Here is a 13,291-nt window from a genome sequence, read left to right on the forward strand (position 1 = left end):
GGGCCGGCCGGCGTCGCCCGCCGCATCCACCTGCCGCTCGCGGCCCCCGCGGTCGCGACGGCGGCGCTGCTGGTGTTCGTGGACGCCATGAAGGAGCTGCCCGCGACGCTGCTGCTGCGCCCGCTTAACGTCGAGACGCTCGCGACCCACGTCTATGGCGAGGCCGCGCGCGGCACTTACGAGAGCGGCGCGGCCGCGGCGCTCGCCATCGTGCTCTGCGGCCTGCCGCCGGTGGCGCTCATCGCCCGCGCCACCCTGCGCCGGGGCTGACGGCCTCATCCCATCGTCCAAAGCCGCGACGTTCTGTCGCTAAGGAGAGTTCCGCGCGCGACAATTTGCACTAGAACGATTATGACCTGTCGTCGAAACGAGAGGCCGATGAACTACGACGACGTCTTCAAACACGCGGTCGACCAGCTTCATCTCGAGAAGCGCTACCGCGTCTTCGCCGACCTTGAGCGCCGCGCAGGGTCCTTCCCCCACGCCACCTGGCATGCGGAGGACGGCCAGCGCCGTCCGGTCGTCATGTGGTGCTCCAACGACTATCTCGGCATGGGTCAGCACCCCGCCGTGGTCGGGGCCATGACCGCGACCGCCCAGCGCCTCGGCGCCGGCGCCGGCGGCACCCGCAACATCGCGGGCACCAACCACCCGCTGGTGCTGCTGGAGCGCGAGCTCGCCGACCTGCACGGCAAGGAGGCGGCGCTGGTGTTCTCCTCCGGCTACGTCTCCAACGAGGCCGGCATCTCCACCATCGCCCGGCTGCTGCCCAACTGCCTGATCCTGTCGGACGAGCTGAACCACGCCTCCATGATCGCGGGCGTGCGCGGCTCGGGCTGCGAGAAGCGCGTCTTCCCGCACAACGACGTGGCCGCGCTGGAGCGCATGCTGCAGGAGGCGGGCGACCGGCCGAAGCTGATCGCCTTCGAGAGCGTCTACTCCATGGACGGCGACGTGGCGCCGATCCGCGCCTTCTGCGATCTCGCCGACCGCTACGGCGCCATGACCTATCTGGACGAGGTCCACGCGGTGGGCATGTACGGGCCCCGCGGCGCCGGCATCGCCGAGCGCGAGGGCGTCATGCACCGCATCGACGTGATCGAGGGCACGCTCGCCAAGGCCTTCGGCGTCATCGGCGGCTACATCACCGGCTCCCGCTCGCTGGTGGACGCGGTGCGCTCCTACGCGCCGGGCTTCATCTTCACCACCGCCATGCCGCCCGCCATCGCGGCCGCGGCCAGCGCTTCCATCGCGCATCTCAAGCGCTCGCAGGTGGAGCGCGACCGGCACCAGCGTCAGGCGGCCCGCACCAAGGCGGCGCTCGCCGGCCGCGGCCTGCCGGTGATGCACTCCGACACCCACATCGTGCCGGTGCTGGTGGGCTGCCCGGAAAAGGCCAAGGCCGCGACCGACCTGCTGCTGGCCCGCCACGGCGTCTACATCCAGCCGATCAACTACCCGACCGTGCCTCGCGGCACGGAGCGGCTGCGCATCACGCCGACGCCGTTCCACACCGACGCGCTGATCGCCCATCTCACGGACGCGCTCGATGCGGTCTGGTCCGAACTCGGTCTGGACCGCGCCGCGCTGCCGCTCGCCGCCGAGTGACGCCAGCGTCCGCCTGACACACGAAAACGGCCGGTCCTTGGGACCGGCCGTTTTCGTTTGCGCCGATGCGCGCTTTCGCGACGCGGAGACTTTCGCCCCGCCCGCCGATCGGGCGGGAGATCGCGGCCGTCCGCCCCGCCGCGCGGCCTGTCAGGCCTTGGGCGCGGCCGCGGCGCCCGTCTTCTCCGACTGCTCGCTGGCGCGGTGCTCGTCGGTGTCCTCGCCCTTGGGGTTCGGGGCGTGGCTGTCGCCCTCCTTGCCGTGGGCGTCGTCGGTCAGCCAGTCGGTGAGGGCGAGGAACACGCCGGACAGCACGAACACCGCGTGCACCAGCGTCATCCAGTAGATGTCGCGGTCGCTCACCGCCCCGAGGTCCATGAAGGACTTCAGCAGCTGGATGGCGGAGATCGCGACGATCGAGGCGATCAGCTTCAGCTTCAGGCCCGAGAAGTCGATCTTGCCCATCCATTCCGGGCGCACGCTCTGGTCCTTCAGGTCCATGCGCGAGACGAAGTTCTCGTAGCCGGAGAAGATCACCAGCAGCACCAGATTGGCGGTCAGCGACAGGTCGATCAGCGACAGCGCGCCGAGGATGACCTGGCTTTCGGTGGCGTGCAGCACGCCTTCGGCGAAATGGACCAGCTCCTGCAGGAACTTGACCAGCAGGACCACGAGGCCGACCACCAGGCCGACGTAAAACGGCGCCATGAGCCAGCGGCTGGCGAACAGGGCGCGTTCGAGCGTGCGTGCGATCATCATCGTCAATCCCCGGCCACGGACGCCCGCGGCGAAACCGGCCGTGCGAATGGCACGGCGCCGGACCTTGAGCAAGGCCCGGCGCCAAGACACATCCGCGCGTGCGTGATCACGCTTTCGCGCGCCGCCCTTACGGGCAGGCGACGCCGAGGCCGCGCACGCCGCAATAGCCGTCCGGATTCTTCGCCAGATACTGCTGGTGATAGTCCTCGGCGTAGAAGAATTCCGGCGCGTCCACGATCTCGGTGGTCACCGGGCCGTGCCCGCGGGCGGCGAGCGCCTCGCCATAGGCGGCGCGCGCCTGCGCGGCCGTCTCCCGCTGCGTCTCGTTCAACGGGTAGATCCCCGAGCGGTACTGCGTGCCCACGTCGTTGCCCTGGCGCATGCCCTGCGTCGGGTCGTGGCTCTCGAAGAACAGCTTCAGCAGCGCCGCGTAAGAGGTCTTCGCCGGATCGAACGCCACCTGCACCACCTCGTTGTGGCCGGTCAGCCCGGTGCAGACCTCGTGATAGGTGGGGTTCGGCGTCACGCCGCCGGCGTAGCCCACGGCGGTGGAGAGGACGCCGGGCGCGTTCCAGAACACGCGCTCCACGCCCCAGAAGCAGCCGAGGCCGAACAGGGCGATCTCCGTGCCCTCCGGGAACGGGCCTTTGAGTGGGCCGCCGAACACGAAATGGGTTTCGGCGGTGGGCAGCGGCGCGGCGCGGCCGGGCAGGGCGGTGGCGGCGGTCGGCAGGTCGAGAGGCTTGCGGGCGAGGCCGAACATGCGGGTCTCCATCGGTTCGCGTTCATGACGCCCCCGACCCGATCTCCCCTCGGGCCTTCAGCGCGGTCGGTTCAGGGCGCGACGCCCACGGCGGGGCGCGGCCGCCGTCCGAGAATCATCAGCAGCAGGCCGATCACGATCAGCGCCGCGCAGGCGGGCGCGCCGAGCAGCCAGGCGAAGGCCGGATCGACCAGCCCGGGCGAGCCGAGGCCCGCCACGGCGGCCCTGGCGCTGGCGAGCCCGTTCGCCGACAGCAGCGCCCAGGCCTGCTCGGCGGAGGTGAGGCGCAGCGCGCCGGCGGCGATCGAGCGGGCGCCGTCCGCGACCAGCGCGACGAAGCCCGCCGCGAGCACCAGGAAGCCGAGCAGGCGGAACAGGAAGCGAATCATCGGCGTCGGCGGCCTTTCGGGACGGCGGAACGGAGCGGCGCCGGGGCCAAAACCCCGTCCGCCGCCGAAAGATGGGCCGCCGGACGCCATCCGGCAATGCGGGAAAGCAGCTTATCGTCGCCCCATCCCCATCAGACGCTTGTCACCGCCCCCGCGGCTTGATAATCCCTGCGGCCTCCGACGGAGGGGTGGCCGAGTGGTTGAAGGCGCACGCCTGGAAAGTGTGTATGCGGGAAACCGTATCGCGGGTTCGAATCCCGCCCCCTCCGCCATTTATTCCTATATCATCATCCACTGAAGCCCCTTTCGCCATGATCCCCTTGGGATCAGGTTCGAAGCGGACTCTCTCGCGGTCCCCCGTCATACCCGGCAATCCGGCACGAAGCCGGGACAAAAGCCGGGTATCGGTAGCCGCAGGACCGGGTATAGGAGCCGTCCCGCCATGCCGCTCACCGATGTCCAGATCCGCAAGGCAAAGCCCGCGGACAAGCCCTACAAGCTCACGGACGGCGGGGGGCTGCACCTCTACGTCTCGATCGCCGGCGGCAAGGCCTGGCGCTACCGCTACGAGATCGGCGGCCGGGAGAAGCTGCTGACGCTCGGGACATACCCGGCCATGAGTCTCGCGGAAGCTCGGGAGGCCCGTGCTGTGGCGCGCGGCACGGTCAAGGCGGGGCGTGATCCCGGCGCGGAAAAGCGCCAGCAGGCGCTTGCGAGCGCGCCCGAAGAGGCCGCGCCGGTCGGCCCGACGTTCAAGGAAATCGCCGTCGAGTGGCACGCGCTCAACGCCGGCCGGTGGACGGAGACGCATGCCGGCGACGTGCTGGGCAGTCTGGAGAAGAGCGTGTTCCCCGACCTCGGGGGCAAGACGCTGGCGGAGATCGACGCGCCGACCCTGCTGGCGACGTTGCGCAAGATCGAGGCGCGAGGCGCGATCGAGACCGCCCGGCGGGTTCGCCAGCGCGTGTCCGCCGTCTTCGCCTACGCCATCGCCTCGGGCCGGGCCGCGCACGATCCGGCCGCCCAGGTTGAAAAGGCCATGGCCCCGCTACCGAAGAAGGGCCGCCAGCCGGCCATCACTGATCTGGACGACGTCCGGCAGGTGCTGCGCGACGCCGACGCGACGCCCGCGCACCCGGTCACGAAGCTCGCGCTGCGGGTGCTGGCGCTCACCGCCCTGCGCCCTGGCGAGCTGCGCGGCGCCCTATGGGACGAGATGCGCCTCGACGGCGACGATCCGCTGTGGGTCGTGCCGGCCGAGCGGATGAAGATGAAGGTGGAGCATGCCGTTCCGCTTTCCAAGCAGGCCGTAGAGACCTTGAAGGCGCTGCGCACGATCACGGGCAGGAGCCGCTTCCTGTTCCCGAACGATCGGCACGTCTCCAAGCCCATGTCCGAGAACGCAATGGGCTACCTGCTGAACCGGGCGGGCTACCACCGCCGTCATGTTCCGCACGGCTGGCGGGCCGCCTTCAGCACCATCATGAACGAGCGCTTCCCGGCCGATCGAGCTGTGATCGACCTCATGCTCAGCCACGCGCCCGATGATGCGGTGGAGGCCGCTTATAACCGGGCGCGGCACGCTGAACGGCGGCGCGAGCTGGCGCAGCTCTGGGCCGACCTGCTGATGGTCGATCAGACGCCGGTGGCTGAGGTCACGAGGGGAGTGAGAAGCGGGCGGTGATCAGTCGACGCCGGGGTGAGCGCGCTCCGTGTCGGCACATAGCGAGCATCGTCGGAGCTTGGACTGGCGGTCATCCGCCGATCTCTTTCTTCAGCCACGCCGCCACTTCCGATTGCCACCAGCGGGCGGCGCGCGACCCGACCTTGACCGGCTTTGGAAAGCCCGCCGTCTCGATCTTCTTGTAGATCGTCGACACCGCCAAGCCCGTCCGGTGGGACACCTCCGAAATGCGGAGCAGGCGATCGTTCTCAAGGTCGATCGTGGTCATTGCTCCACCTCTTTTGCCAGCACCGCGTGCGCAAGCATGGCCTGCGCCTCGTCTTTCTCACGGTGGCCTCCGTCCACGGCGCCGTTGCGCCAGCCGTGCCAATACGACAGCGAGCGGTTGTCGCCCGGCTCCGGGTCTCCGGCTCGTCCATCCATGTAGCCCTCCAGAACTTCGGCCTCGTCGAGCTCCGAGAGATCGGGCGCGTTGATGATCGGCTGGCGGCTCATGGCGCGCCCCCGTCCGTCAGCCGCTCCAGCGTCTCCGCGAGCGCGCCTCGCGTGCCGGGCGGCGGGATGTCCGCGGGCGGCGGGCCGGCGGCGATCATGTCGAGCAGCACGCCCATCGCGCCGGCCGCGGCGCCGGAGCCCTCCCGCGTCATGGCGCGGCGGATCGTGTCGAGCGGCGCGCCGAACTGCAGCGCGAGCGAGACCGTCACCGCCGCGTCGCGGGCGATGGCCTCACGCTCGGTCCCGGCCTTGGCGGCGTCGAGGAACACCTCGCCGGGGCGGCCGTCGTCGTAAAAGCCGACCGTTGCGTGATAGCGGGTGCCGAGATGCCAGAACGACAGCGTCTCGGAGCGTCGGCGGGCCGAGAGGGCTTCGCGGTGGTGGGTATGGCTCCAATTGGAGCCATCATCCGACGAAATCCGTCGCACGTCGTCGTTCGGGCGGTCGGTCATGCCCCCTCCTCGGCAGCCGCCGGCTTCCGCCGCTTCGGCCGCGCCTTGAACCAGACGATCGCCATCGCGCGCCACGCGGGCACGTTGAGCGTCGTCGCTGTGATCTTCGTCTCGTGCTCGACGGTGGGCGCCGCGGCGACGATCGCCGCCGTCAGGCCCTGTAGGTCGATCTCCGACGACATCTCGCCGTCGTGCAGGATGAAATCCGCCGCCTTGATCGCCGCGGCCGAGATCGGCGCGAGCTCCGCGTTCGCCAGCGCCTCGACGATCTGGCGGGCTCGCATCGCGCCACGCTTCGAGACCAGCGCCCCGATGGCGGCGAGCGCGACGGTGTCCCGCGGCGCATAGGCTCCGCGGTAGGGAGGCTGGCGGCGGATGGTGACGCCGGCCCTGTCACAGATCTGCTGGACCGTCAGCGCGTCCTCGTCCCCGGCCGCCACCGCCGCGTGGTGGAGATCCATGGCGGACACGGCGATCCGGTCGCGGTTGTGACCGATGAAGGCCGCCGCCCGCTGCTGGACCTCCGCAGCCTCGACGATCATCACGGGGATGGTCGCGACGCCGGGATGCGTCGCCGCGGCGATGGCCGTGTGCTGGCCGTCGATCAGCTCCAGCCCGTCGTCCACCATGACGGCGACCGGCGGCTTGAACCGGCGCCAGTCCCAGCCGGCGACGATCTTCGCGATCAGCGCGCGGCCCTTGGGCGAAAGCTCCCGCTGGTAGCGCTCGTCCACCAGAAGCGTTGCCGGGTCCACGTCCTCGAAGATCGGCCCGGTGGACGCCACCTCGTTCGGAGCGACGTCCGCGAGCGCGAGGGCCTCGACGGGGCGGCGGTCGGTGACGCGCGCGCCCTTGGTTTCCGAAACGGGATTTCCCGTATCGCTCATGCCGCCATCCCCCACGCGAGGACGCGCAGGCGCTGGACGTCGAGCGCCAAAGGGCGGCCGGCGTCGCCGCTGACCTCCTCGGTGGGCTGCGCGGCGAAATCGAGCGGCCGATCGTCCTCGGGCTCGTCGATGTCGTGCGACGGGCGCCCGCCGTGGGCGTTGAACCAGACGACCTGACCCTTCACGATCACCCCGGCGATCAGCGTCCCACGGCACTCGGCGCAGTAGGTGCGGCCCGGTAGGGTCGCCGCGCCGCAGACCATCATGTCGGCGACGGGCGTGCGGCGGCTGTCGTCCCAGAGCGGGCGGCGGCACTGGTCAAACCGGGCGTCGAGGAAGTGGGCGCTCATGGCTCCGTCCTCCATGCCGCGGCCGTGATCAGCGCCGTGGACGAAATGACGTAGCCGAGGCACGCCTGCTCGACGTCGGTCGCGCCGAACCAGAGCGCGATGGTCGCGACGATGTGGACGGCGGCGCCGCCGTATTCGAGCGCGCGGCAGACGGTGGCGGGCGTCATAACCGGCGGCTCCGCACCGTGCGATACGGGCTATCGCCACCGGACCCCTGCTCAATTTTGCGCAGGGCCGCCTCGTCGTATCCCGCCAGGTCCATCGCTCGAACCTGCTGCTTCGTCACGCCGAGCGCAGCCAGAAGGTCGAAGGCGTAGACCGGCTGGTCGAACAGGTTCACGAGGTTGCAGCAGGCGATGACGTAGCCGCGGTTGAACTCAGCCTCGGCGACCTTGTCGCGCCGGGATTTCTCGTCCGCCTGCGCCGCCAACCAGGCGTCGAGCCGCCGGATCATCGGGCATGCCGCTTTGCGCTCCTCAATGACTTCGACGCAAAAGGCCACGCATTCGTCGCAGATGCAGGTGGTCCGCTCCGTGAACATCACGCCCACGTCGTTGTTGCTCTTGCCGCAGAAGGAGCAAGAGAGGGTGACGTCTCTCATTGCGTCCTCCCCGTTGCAGCGGCGACGATGTCAGCCATGGGCGGCGGGCTCCGCTTGAACGACACGGCTCAGCGCTTCATCGCGCCAGCGCCGGAAGTCCTCCGTTGCAGCGGCGCTCTTCACCACCGCGTAGAAATGGGCCTCGAACGTGAGGGAGCGCTTGGCCTCAGCCTCGGCTCGTCCGGCGGCGTCACGCTCCTTGGCGGCGCGCCGGATGGCTCCGCGACGCTCCTGCGCGGCGTTGCGGCGGCGCCGGGCGGCCTTCAGGAACCGGCGAGCCGCAGTCGCCCAGACCGGATCAAGGCGCGCTCGTGAGGAGCTGATCTGGGCGTCGGTCGCGCCGATGGTGTGGTCGAGCGCGGCCATGACCGCCACTGCCTCGTCCTCGGTCTCGATCGCGGCGATGTCCTCGTCCGTGATGCGGGTCATGTCGTTCGGCAGGCTCATGCCGGCGTCCTCAGAGTGGCGACCGCCCGGCGCACCTGACACACGACCTTGCGGCTCATGTGCCCGTGGCTCTTGGGCGAGTTGGGGAACGGGATGCGGCGGGTCCGGCCATCGACGTCGATGACGACGACGGGGTGCTTGCCGCGGATGGTGAGGCGGTAGGCGACGCCAAGGCGCTGCAGCTCGGCTTCCACCGCCGGCCAGACGTCGCGGGTCCGCAGCATGGCGGCGAGGCGGTTTTTCACGACACCACCTCCGGGCCGAACGACACCGCCTCGGACCCGAGGAAGTAGGCGAGGGCGGAGAGCGCCAGCGCGGCGCCCATCTGATCGTTGTGGTTGCGATAGGCCTCGGTCGCGAGGCGCGCGGCGGCACGGGCCTCCGCGAGCGTCGTGCAGTCCTCGCCGCGCTCGATCACGACCGCCGCAACCGCCGCCGCAACGGACCCCCGCACATGAAAGCCAGCATCCGCCGCCGCCGTCGCGCCGCCGCGCCTCAGCCGCGCCTTCCGGGCCGTATGGTGCTGCCGGAGGACATGCTTCGGCCTGGCGCCTATGAGGCGGCTGTGGGCAGCTTGCGCGCCCGTCCCAAGACGCCCGGCCCGCGGGTCTGCGTGCGCCCCAAAGAGCCTATCGCGCCGCTCGACGTCGAACGGCGGTTGCTGCGGGCGATGATGACGCTGCGCGCCCTGCCGGATCGCGAGGCGCGGTTCCTCCGCGTCGGGAGCGGCTGGCCGGACTACGTGAGGGAGTTCATGGACGCTTATGGCGCCGTGGAAGCCATCGTCCCGCGCTTCCGGCCGTCACCCGCCGACATCTCCGACTGCCTGACGGCGCTGGCATGGGCTCGCCATCTTCAGGCCCACGAGTGGCGCGTGATCTGGTGGCGGTCTTTCGGGCTGTCCTTCGGGGTGATCTCCGAGCGGATCGGCCAGAGCGACGAGACCGCGCGCCGGAAGTACCGGAACGTCCTGCTCGACGTCTGGAAGGCGGCGAACGCAATTTAGCTTGCGCACCGCGTGGCTGTTGTGGCAATAAATGGGGTATTCCATTCAATTGTCGGAATTGCGCCTGGCGGTCAGTCGGGCGTCCTTCGTTTCAACCCGCCCGGTCGCCGAGGCGGGTTTTTTCGTGTCTGGCGGGAAGGCGCAGATGGACATTCAGAACCCCATCGAAGACCTGCGCCTCGCCGCGCTGGACGCCTATCCCGGCCTCGACTGCATCGTGCGGTTCGTGTCCTTCCCGGAGGAAGGGCCTTTCGGCGAGACGTTCTTTCCTGACGATGGGAGCCGCCCGGTCGTTCAGGTCGCGGTCGGCATCCCGCTTGAGGGTTCGATCGAGGTGATGGCGCACGAGCTGGCCCACGTCGTCGCGGGTCACGACGCCGGCCATGGCCCCGCCTGGGAGGCGGCTTTCGCTGCGATCCACGCGGCCTATGTGGCGCGGGCGGCCGCACACCCCGAGGTGGGATAGCCCCAGCACTTCAGCCCACGGGCCACGGCCTGACATCCAGCGCCAGCGCCGACATGGCGAGCCGCAGCGTAAGGGGGTAGTTCACCGGGCGCCCGTCCGGGTTCTGGCCGTTCTCGTAGATGCGGACCATGGCGACGCTGAGCCCCAGCGCCTCGGCGGTCGCCTTCTGCCCGCCGCGTCCGTCGAAGCCCATTCGGGTCTGCCAGCGGCGGAAGTCTTGGACATCCATCGGGATCGCTCCTATCTTCCTCTGCGGCAACCAGCCCCTTGTGGAAGGGGGCTGGCCGCCGGGATTACCGAGACTTCAGGATCAGGATCAGGCAGACCAAGATCTGAAGTTCGGCCCCGGAGAGTTCGATGATGAGGGTCATCGTCTTCTCCTTCGGTGGCGGGGATGAGGTGTTCATCCCCTCGACCACGAGATGACTATCGCTAATTATTAGCGCTTAGTCAAGGGCCGAAAGCTAGAAATTAGCCGTCCGCAGCGGAAAAGTTGCGGGCGGCTTCTTCGTGGATGACCGCCCGCATGGTCGCAATTTCGTTTAGCTCGCCAGATGCGCGCCGACTGGCTGGCGTTAGCCGGGCTGTGTGCGCGCAGTGGATGTCGCGGAGCATTTTCAGGCTGTCGAAAAACGACGACAGAGGGCGTAAGGGGCGTGGAGGCGAAGCCCGCATTTCTCTTGAAACTGCGCTCGTCTTGGCAGCCGCCGCCACTCTCGTTCGCTCGGGCTTTTCCGTTTCGAGCGCCTTTGCCCTTGCGGACAATGTGCGCGGCGAGGCCGGGATAGTAAGCCAAGGGGGCGACATCGCTCGGGTCCGTATTGATGCGGGCGCGATACGCCAGCGTCTCAAAAAAGGCTGGGTCGAGATTGAGGTCGCCGCCGGACGATTGAGCGAGGCTGACGCTTGGCTGGCGCTGGGCAGTAGCGCCAGCACTCAGGCGTGATGCCCAAGCGCCCGCCGCTGCACGCCAAGGCGGACGACAAGGCCCGCGAGCGCCGCAACGACCAAGCCAGGGGCTCCGCCCGCGCCCGAGGCTACACGGCGCAGTGGGATCGTGAGGCCCGCGCGTTCCTCCTCCTCAACCCGGTGTGCGCCTACTGCGACGCTGATGGGCGGACGGCGGCGGCCAAGGTGGTCGATCACCTGTACCCGCAGCGCCAGTGGCCCGGCGCGTTCTGGGAGCGGCGCTGGTGGGTGCCGTCCTGCCGCCCGTGTCACGATGGCATGAAGCAGCAGGTGGAGAGGCAGGGGCGCGAGGCCATCGACGACCTGGCCCGGCGTCTGGGCATGCCGACCATGGGCGAAGCGGCGAGGGGCTGACCGGAAGGTGGGAGGCGGCCCGCCGCCACCCCAAGCGATGTTGCAAATATATCACCATCATTTCGGTGTGTATTAGAGTGTTGCACTTGGGCAACATGCGACATAAGTACAACACTTGAGGGGGAGGGGAAGGGTCGATCTCTCAGGGGCGCGGCTTGCAGGACCGGCGGCCCCGTCACTTTTCTCCGCGTGCGAAATTGAGGACGTTTTCCATGCGTGGACGCAAGCGGAAGCCCGACCACCTCAAGGTCGTCTCGGGCACGGACCAGCCGTGCCGCATGAACCCGGATGCGCCGGTGGCTGACGCCGGCTTGCCGGAGCCGCCCGAGAACCTGTCGCCGCTCGCTGCGGAGAAGTTCCGGCAACTGGTGCGGATCATCGCCGATATGGGGATCGCGTCTTCGTCGGACGTTCACAACCTGACGGTGCTCGCCATGAGGCTGGAGGAGGTCGACGTCTGCACGGTGGCGATCGAGGACGGCGGTAGGTTCTTCGTCTCCTCGGTCGAACTCGACGATCAGGGCCGCGTGGTGAGCCAGCAGATCAAGGGCCACCCGGCGGTGGCGCAGCGCTCCGAAGCCATGCGCCACGCGCAATCCCTGCTGTCCGAGTTCGGATTGTCGCCGGCCGCGCGGTCGAAGGTATCGGCGACGAAGAAGGCGGACGAGAACCCGTTCGCATCGTTCGGCTGATGGATGAGCAAGCACCCTCACGTCGCCGCGGCGAACCGCTACGCCAAGGACGTCGTGGCGGGGAAAATCCCGGCCTGCCGATGGGTGCGGCTCGCGTGCCAGCGGCATCTGGACGATCTGGCGAAGTCGAAGGACCGGGCCTACCCGTACCGCTTCGACCCTGACGCCGCTGAGAAGTGGTGCCGCTTCATCGAGATGATGCCCCACACCAAGGGGCGGTGGGCGGCGAAGTCGGAGAAGCTGAAGCTGGAGCCCTGGCAGGCGTTCAAGACGGCCTGCATCTTCGGGTGGCTGCGGAAGTCGGACGGGTTCCGCCGGTTCCGCAAGGCGCTCATTCTGGAGCCGAGGAAGAACGGCAAGTCGGCGTGGGCGGCCTCGGTCGGTCTCGGCATGCTGACGATCGACAAGGAGTACGGCGCGGAGGTCTATTCGGGAGCGACCACCGAAAAACAGGCGTGGGAGGTCTTCCGTCCGGCCCGGCTGATGGCGGCCAAGACGCCGGCGCTCCAGTCGCATTACGGCATCACTGTCAACGCCTCGAACCTGCACATCCTGGCGAACGGGAGCAGGTTCGAGCCGGTGATCGGGACGCCCGGCGACGGCTCGTCCCCGAGCTGCGCGATCGTCGACGAGTACCACGAGCACGACACGGACGCGCTGGTTTCGACGATGGAGACCGGCATGGGCGCCCGCGACCAGGCGCTGCTGCTGATCATCACGACCGCCGGCTCGAACATCGCCGGCCCCTGCTACCAGATGGTGCTGGAAGCCCGGCTGATGCTGGACGGGGTCACGGACGACCCGGAGCTGTTCGCGCTGATGTACGGCGTGGACGCGGCGCGCGGCAAACCGGGCGACGACGACTACGAGCCGGCTGACGACTGGACGAAGCCGGAGACCCTTCGCAAGGCGAACCCGAACTTCGGGGTGTCGGTCAAAGGCGACTGGCTGGAGAAGCAGCAGCGGGACGCCATCGCCAACGCCCGCAAGGCTTCGGCCTTCCGGACCAAGCATCTGAACGAATGGGTCTTCGCACGCGAGGCCTATTTCAACGTCGCGAAGTGGATGGCCGCGGCGCAGCCCGGTCTGAAGCTGGAGGACTACGCGGGCATGTCGTGCTGGGTCGGCGTCGACCTCGCGAGCAAGATCGACATCGCCGCGGTCACGTATCTGAGGCGCCCGGCGATGACGCTTTAGACATCAATGCGTTTGGCGTTGCGGTGCGGTCAGGCTTCGTCACGCCCCAAGCCGATGACGAGGCCCATATCCGCCATGCGCTTGGCTTGCCCGACATGGGCGCGGCGGTGCGATCGTTGTGGGACGAGCAGGGTGGCGTTCACCACCTTATCGCCCATCCATAGGAGCTTTC

23 protein-coding genes, 1 tRNA gene and 1 pseudogene are annotated in these 13,291 nt (G+C 68.9%); 10 read left to right on the top strand and 15 right to left on the bottom strand.

Annotation, left to right across the window (positions count from 1 at the left end; translation table 11 throughout):
• Together ACFQ4O_RS02000 and hemA are read left to right on the top strand one after the other, a co-directional pair.
• A pseudogene (locus ACFQ4O_RS02000) lies at positions 1–270 on the top strand (iron ABC transporter permease); the annotation flags it as partial.
• A gap of 108 nt (positions 271–378) precedes the next feature.
• A complete protein-coding gene (gene hemA, locus ACFQ4O_RS02005; RefSeq protein ID WP_378773960.1) occupies positions 379–1,608 on the top strand; it encodes a 5-aminolevulinate synthase in 1,230 nt (409 codons plus the stop codon).
• 150 nt (positions 1,609–1,758) lie between these two features.
• Here the strand turns inward: hemA and ACFQ4O_RS02010 are convergent, their stop codons facing one another.
• The 3 genes from ACFQ4O_RS02010 to ACFQ4O_RS02020 form a co-directional block, all read right to left on the bottom strand.
• Positions 1,759–2,364 carry a TIGR00645 family protein gene (locus ACFQ4O_RS02010; RefSeq protein WP_378774027.1) on the bottom strand — a complete coding sequence of 202 codons (606 nt, stop codon included), beginning with the start codon at positions 2,362–2,364 and terminating at the stop codon, positions 1,759–1,761.
• A gap of 130 nt (positions 2,365–2,494) precedes the next feature.
• Positions 2,495–3,130 (bottom strand): peptide-methionine (S)-S-oxide reductase MsrA, encoded by a 636-nt coding sequence (gene msrA, locus ACFQ4O_RS02015; protein ID WP_378774028.1) that lies wholly within the window; start codon positions 3,128–3,130, stop codon positions 2,495–2,497.
• 71 nt (positions 3,131–3,201) lie between these two features.
• A complete protein-coding gene (locus ACFQ4O_RS02020; RefSeq protein WP_378773962.1) occupies positions 3,202–3,519 on the bottom strand; it encodes a hypothetical protein in 318 nt (105 codons plus the stop codon).
• A gap of 182 nt (positions 3,520–3,701) precedes the next feature.
• Between ACFQ4O_RS02020 and ACFQ4O_RS02025 the strand changes: the two genes are divergently transcribed.
• Positions 3,702–3,791 (top strand) — tRNA-Ser (locus ACFQ4O_RS02025).
• A 170-nt stretch (positions 3,792–3,961) separates the two neighbouring features.
• Positions 3,962–5,203: a tyrosine-type recombinase/integrase gene (locus ACFQ4O_RS02030; RefSeq protein WP_378773963.1), complete on the top strand. Its 1,242-nt coding sequence runs from the start codon at positions 3,962–3,964 to the stop codon at positions 5,201–5,203.
• Positions 5,204–5,273: 70 nt separating this feature from the next.
• On the opposite strand, the gene ACFQ4O_RS02035 is transcribed toward ACFQ4O_RS02030, so the two are convergent.
• The 10 genes from ACFQ4O_RS02035 to ACFQ4O_RS02080 are packed head-to-tail and all read right to left on the bottom strand — an operon-like array spanning position 5,274 to position 8,889.
• The gene (locus ACFQ4O_RS02035; RefSeq protein WP_378773964.1) at positions 5,274–5,471 is read right to left on the bottom strand and encodes a helix-turn-helix transcriptional regulator; all 198 of its coding nucleotides are present in this window, start codon (positions 5,469–5,471) and stop codon (positions 5,274–5,276) included.
• A complete protein-coding gene (locus ACFQ4O_RS02040) occupies positions 5,468–5,698 on the bottom strand; it encodes a hypothetical protein (RefSeq protein ID WP_378773965.1) in 231 nt (76 codons plus the stop codon). Before ACFQ4O_RS02040 ends, ACFQ4O_RS02035 begins: the two co-directional genes overlap by 4 nt.
• Positions 5,695–6,150 (bottom strand): hypothetical protein, encoded by a 456-nt coding sequence (locus tag ACFQ4O_RS02045; RefSeq protein ID WP_378773966.1) that lies wholly within the window; start codon positions 6,148–6,150, stop codon positions 5,695–5,697. Before ACFQ4O_RS02045 ends, ACFQ4O_RS02040 begins: the two co-directional genes overlap by 4 nt.
• The gene (locus ACFQ4O_RS02050; RefSeq protein WP_378773967.1) at positions 6,147–7,037 is read right to left on the bottom strand and encodes a hypothetical protein; all 891 of its coding nucleotides are present in this window, start codon (positions 7,035–7,037) and stop codon (positions 6,147–6,149) included. The genes ACFQ4O_RS02045 and ACFQ4O_RS02050 overlap by 4 nt, the downstream gene beginning before the upstream one ends.
• Entirely contained in the window at positions 7,034–7,387 is a 354-nt protein-coding gene (locus ACFQ4O_RS02055) for a hypothetical protein (RefSeq protein ID WP_378773969.1), read from the bottom strand. The genes ACFQ4O_RS02050 and ACFQ4O_RS02055 overlap by 4 nt, the downstream gene beginning before the upstream one ends.
• Entirely contained in the window at positions 7,384–7,554 is a 171-nt protein-coding gene (locus ACFQ4O_RS02060; RefSeq protein ID WP_378773970.1) for a hypothetical protein, read from the bottom strand. Before ACFQ4O_RS02060 ends, ACFQ4O_RS02055 begins: the two co-directional genes overlap by 4 nt.
• Complete coding sequence (locus ACFQ4O_RS02065) at positions 7,551–7,988, bottom strand: ClpX C4-type zinc finger protein (protein ID WP_378773971.1); 438 nt, start codon at positions 7,986–7,988, stop codon at positions 7,551–7,553. Before ACFQ4O_RS02065 ends, ACFQ4O_RS02060 begins: the two co-directional genes overlap by 4 nt.
• Positions 7,989–8,018: 30 nt before the next feature.
• Entirely contained in the window at positions 8,019–8,435 is a 417-nt protein-coding gene (locus ACFQ4O_RS02070; protein ID WP_378773972.1) for a hypothetical protein, read from the bottom strand.
• The gene (locus ACFQ4O_RS02075; RefSeq protein WP_378773973.1) at positions 8,432–8,680 is read right to left on the bottom strand and encodes a hypothetical protein; all 249 of its coding nucleotides are present in this window, start codon (positions 8,678–8,680) and stop codon (positions 8,432–8,434) included. The genes ACFQ4O_RS02070 and ACFQ4O_RS02075 overlap by 4 nt, the downstream gene beginning before the upstream one ends.
• Entirely contained in the window at positions 8,677–8,889 is a 213-nt protein-coding gene (locus ACFQ4O_RS02080; RefSeq protein WP_378773975.1) for a hypothetical protein, read from the bottom strand. Before ACFQ4O_RS02080 ends, ACFQ4O_RS02075 begins: the two co-directional genes overlap by 4 nt.
• Positions 8,890–8,952: 63 nt before the next feature.
• Between ACFQ4O_RS02080 and ACFQ4O_RS02085 the strand changes: the two genes are divergently transcribed.
• Complete coding sequence (locus ACFQ4O_RS02085; protein ID WP_378773976.1) at positions 8,953–9,441, top strand: DUF6362 family protein; 489 nt, start codon at positions 8,953–8,955, stop codon at positions 9,439–9,441.
• Between the two features lie 145 nt (positions 9,442–9,586).
• Positions 9,587–9,907 carry a hypothetical protein gene (locus tag ACFQ4O_RS02090; protein WP_378773978.1) on the top strand — a complete coding sequence of 107 codons (321 nt, stop codon included), beginning with the start codon at positions 9,587–9,589 and terminating at the stop codon, positions 9,905–9,907.
• Between the two features lie 10 nt (positions 9,908–9,917).
• Here ACFQ4O_RS02090 and ACFQ4O_RS02095 read toward each other — a convergent pair whose 3' ends face one another.
• The gene (locus ACFQ4O_RS02095; protein ID WP_378773979.1) at positions 9,918–10,136 is read right to left on the bottom strand and encodes a hypothetical protein; all 219 of its coding nucleotides are present in this window, start codon (positions 10,134–10,136) and stop codon (positions 9,918–9,920) included.
• Between the two features lie 285 nt (positions 10,137–10,421).
• Between ACFQ4O_RS02095 and ACFQ4O_RS02100 the strand changes: the two genes are divergently transcribed.
• The 4 genes from ACFQ4O_RS02100 to ACFQ4O_RS02115 all read left to right on the top strand — a co-directional run bounded on the left by ACFQ4O_RS02100 (position 10,422) and on the right by ACFQ4O_RS02115 (position 13,119).
• Positions 10,422–10,853: a hypothetical protein gene (locus ACFQ4O_RS02100; protein ID WP_378773980.1), complete on the top strand. Its 432-nt coding sequence runs from the start codon at positions 10,422–10,424 to the stop codon at positions 10,851–10,853.
• Positions 10,853–11,230: an HNH endonuclease gene (locus ACFQ4O_RS02105; protein WP_378773981.1), complete on the top strand. Its 378-nt coding sequence runs from the start codon at positions 10,853–10,855 to the stop codon at positions 11,228–11,230. The genes ACFQ4O_RS02100 and ACFQ4O_RS02105 overlap by 1 nt, the downstream gene beginning before the upstream one ends.
• Positions 11,231–11,508: 278 nt before the next feature.
• Entirely contained in the window at positions 11,509–11,922 is a 414-nt protein-coding gene (locus tag ACFQ4O_RS02110) for a P27 family phage terminase small subunit (RefSeq protein WP_378773982.1), read from the top strand.
• A 3-nt stretch (positions 11,923–11,925) separates the two neighbouring features.
• The gene (locus ACFQ4O_RS02115) at positions 11,926–13,119 is read left to right on the top strand and encodes a terminase large subunit (protein ID WP_378773983.1); all 1,194 of its coding nucleotides are present in this window, start codon (positions 11,926–11,928) and stop codon (positions 13,117–13,119) included.
• Positions 13,120–13,148: 29 nt separating this feature from the next.
• Here the strand turns inward: ACFQ4O_RS02115 and ACFQ4O_RS02120 are convergent, their stop codons facing one another.
• A complete protein-coding gene (locus ACFQ4O_RS02120) occupies positions 13,149–13,277 on the bottom strand; it encodes a hypothetical protein (protein ID WP_378773984.1) in 129 nt (42 codons plus the stop codon).
• Positions 13,278–13,291: the final 14 nt, after the last annotated feature.

Source organism: Methylopila musalis, from assembly GCF_042679725.1.
Lineage (GTDB): Bacteria > Pseudomonadota > Alphaproteobacteria > Rhizobiales > Methylopilaceae > Methylopila > Methylopila musalis.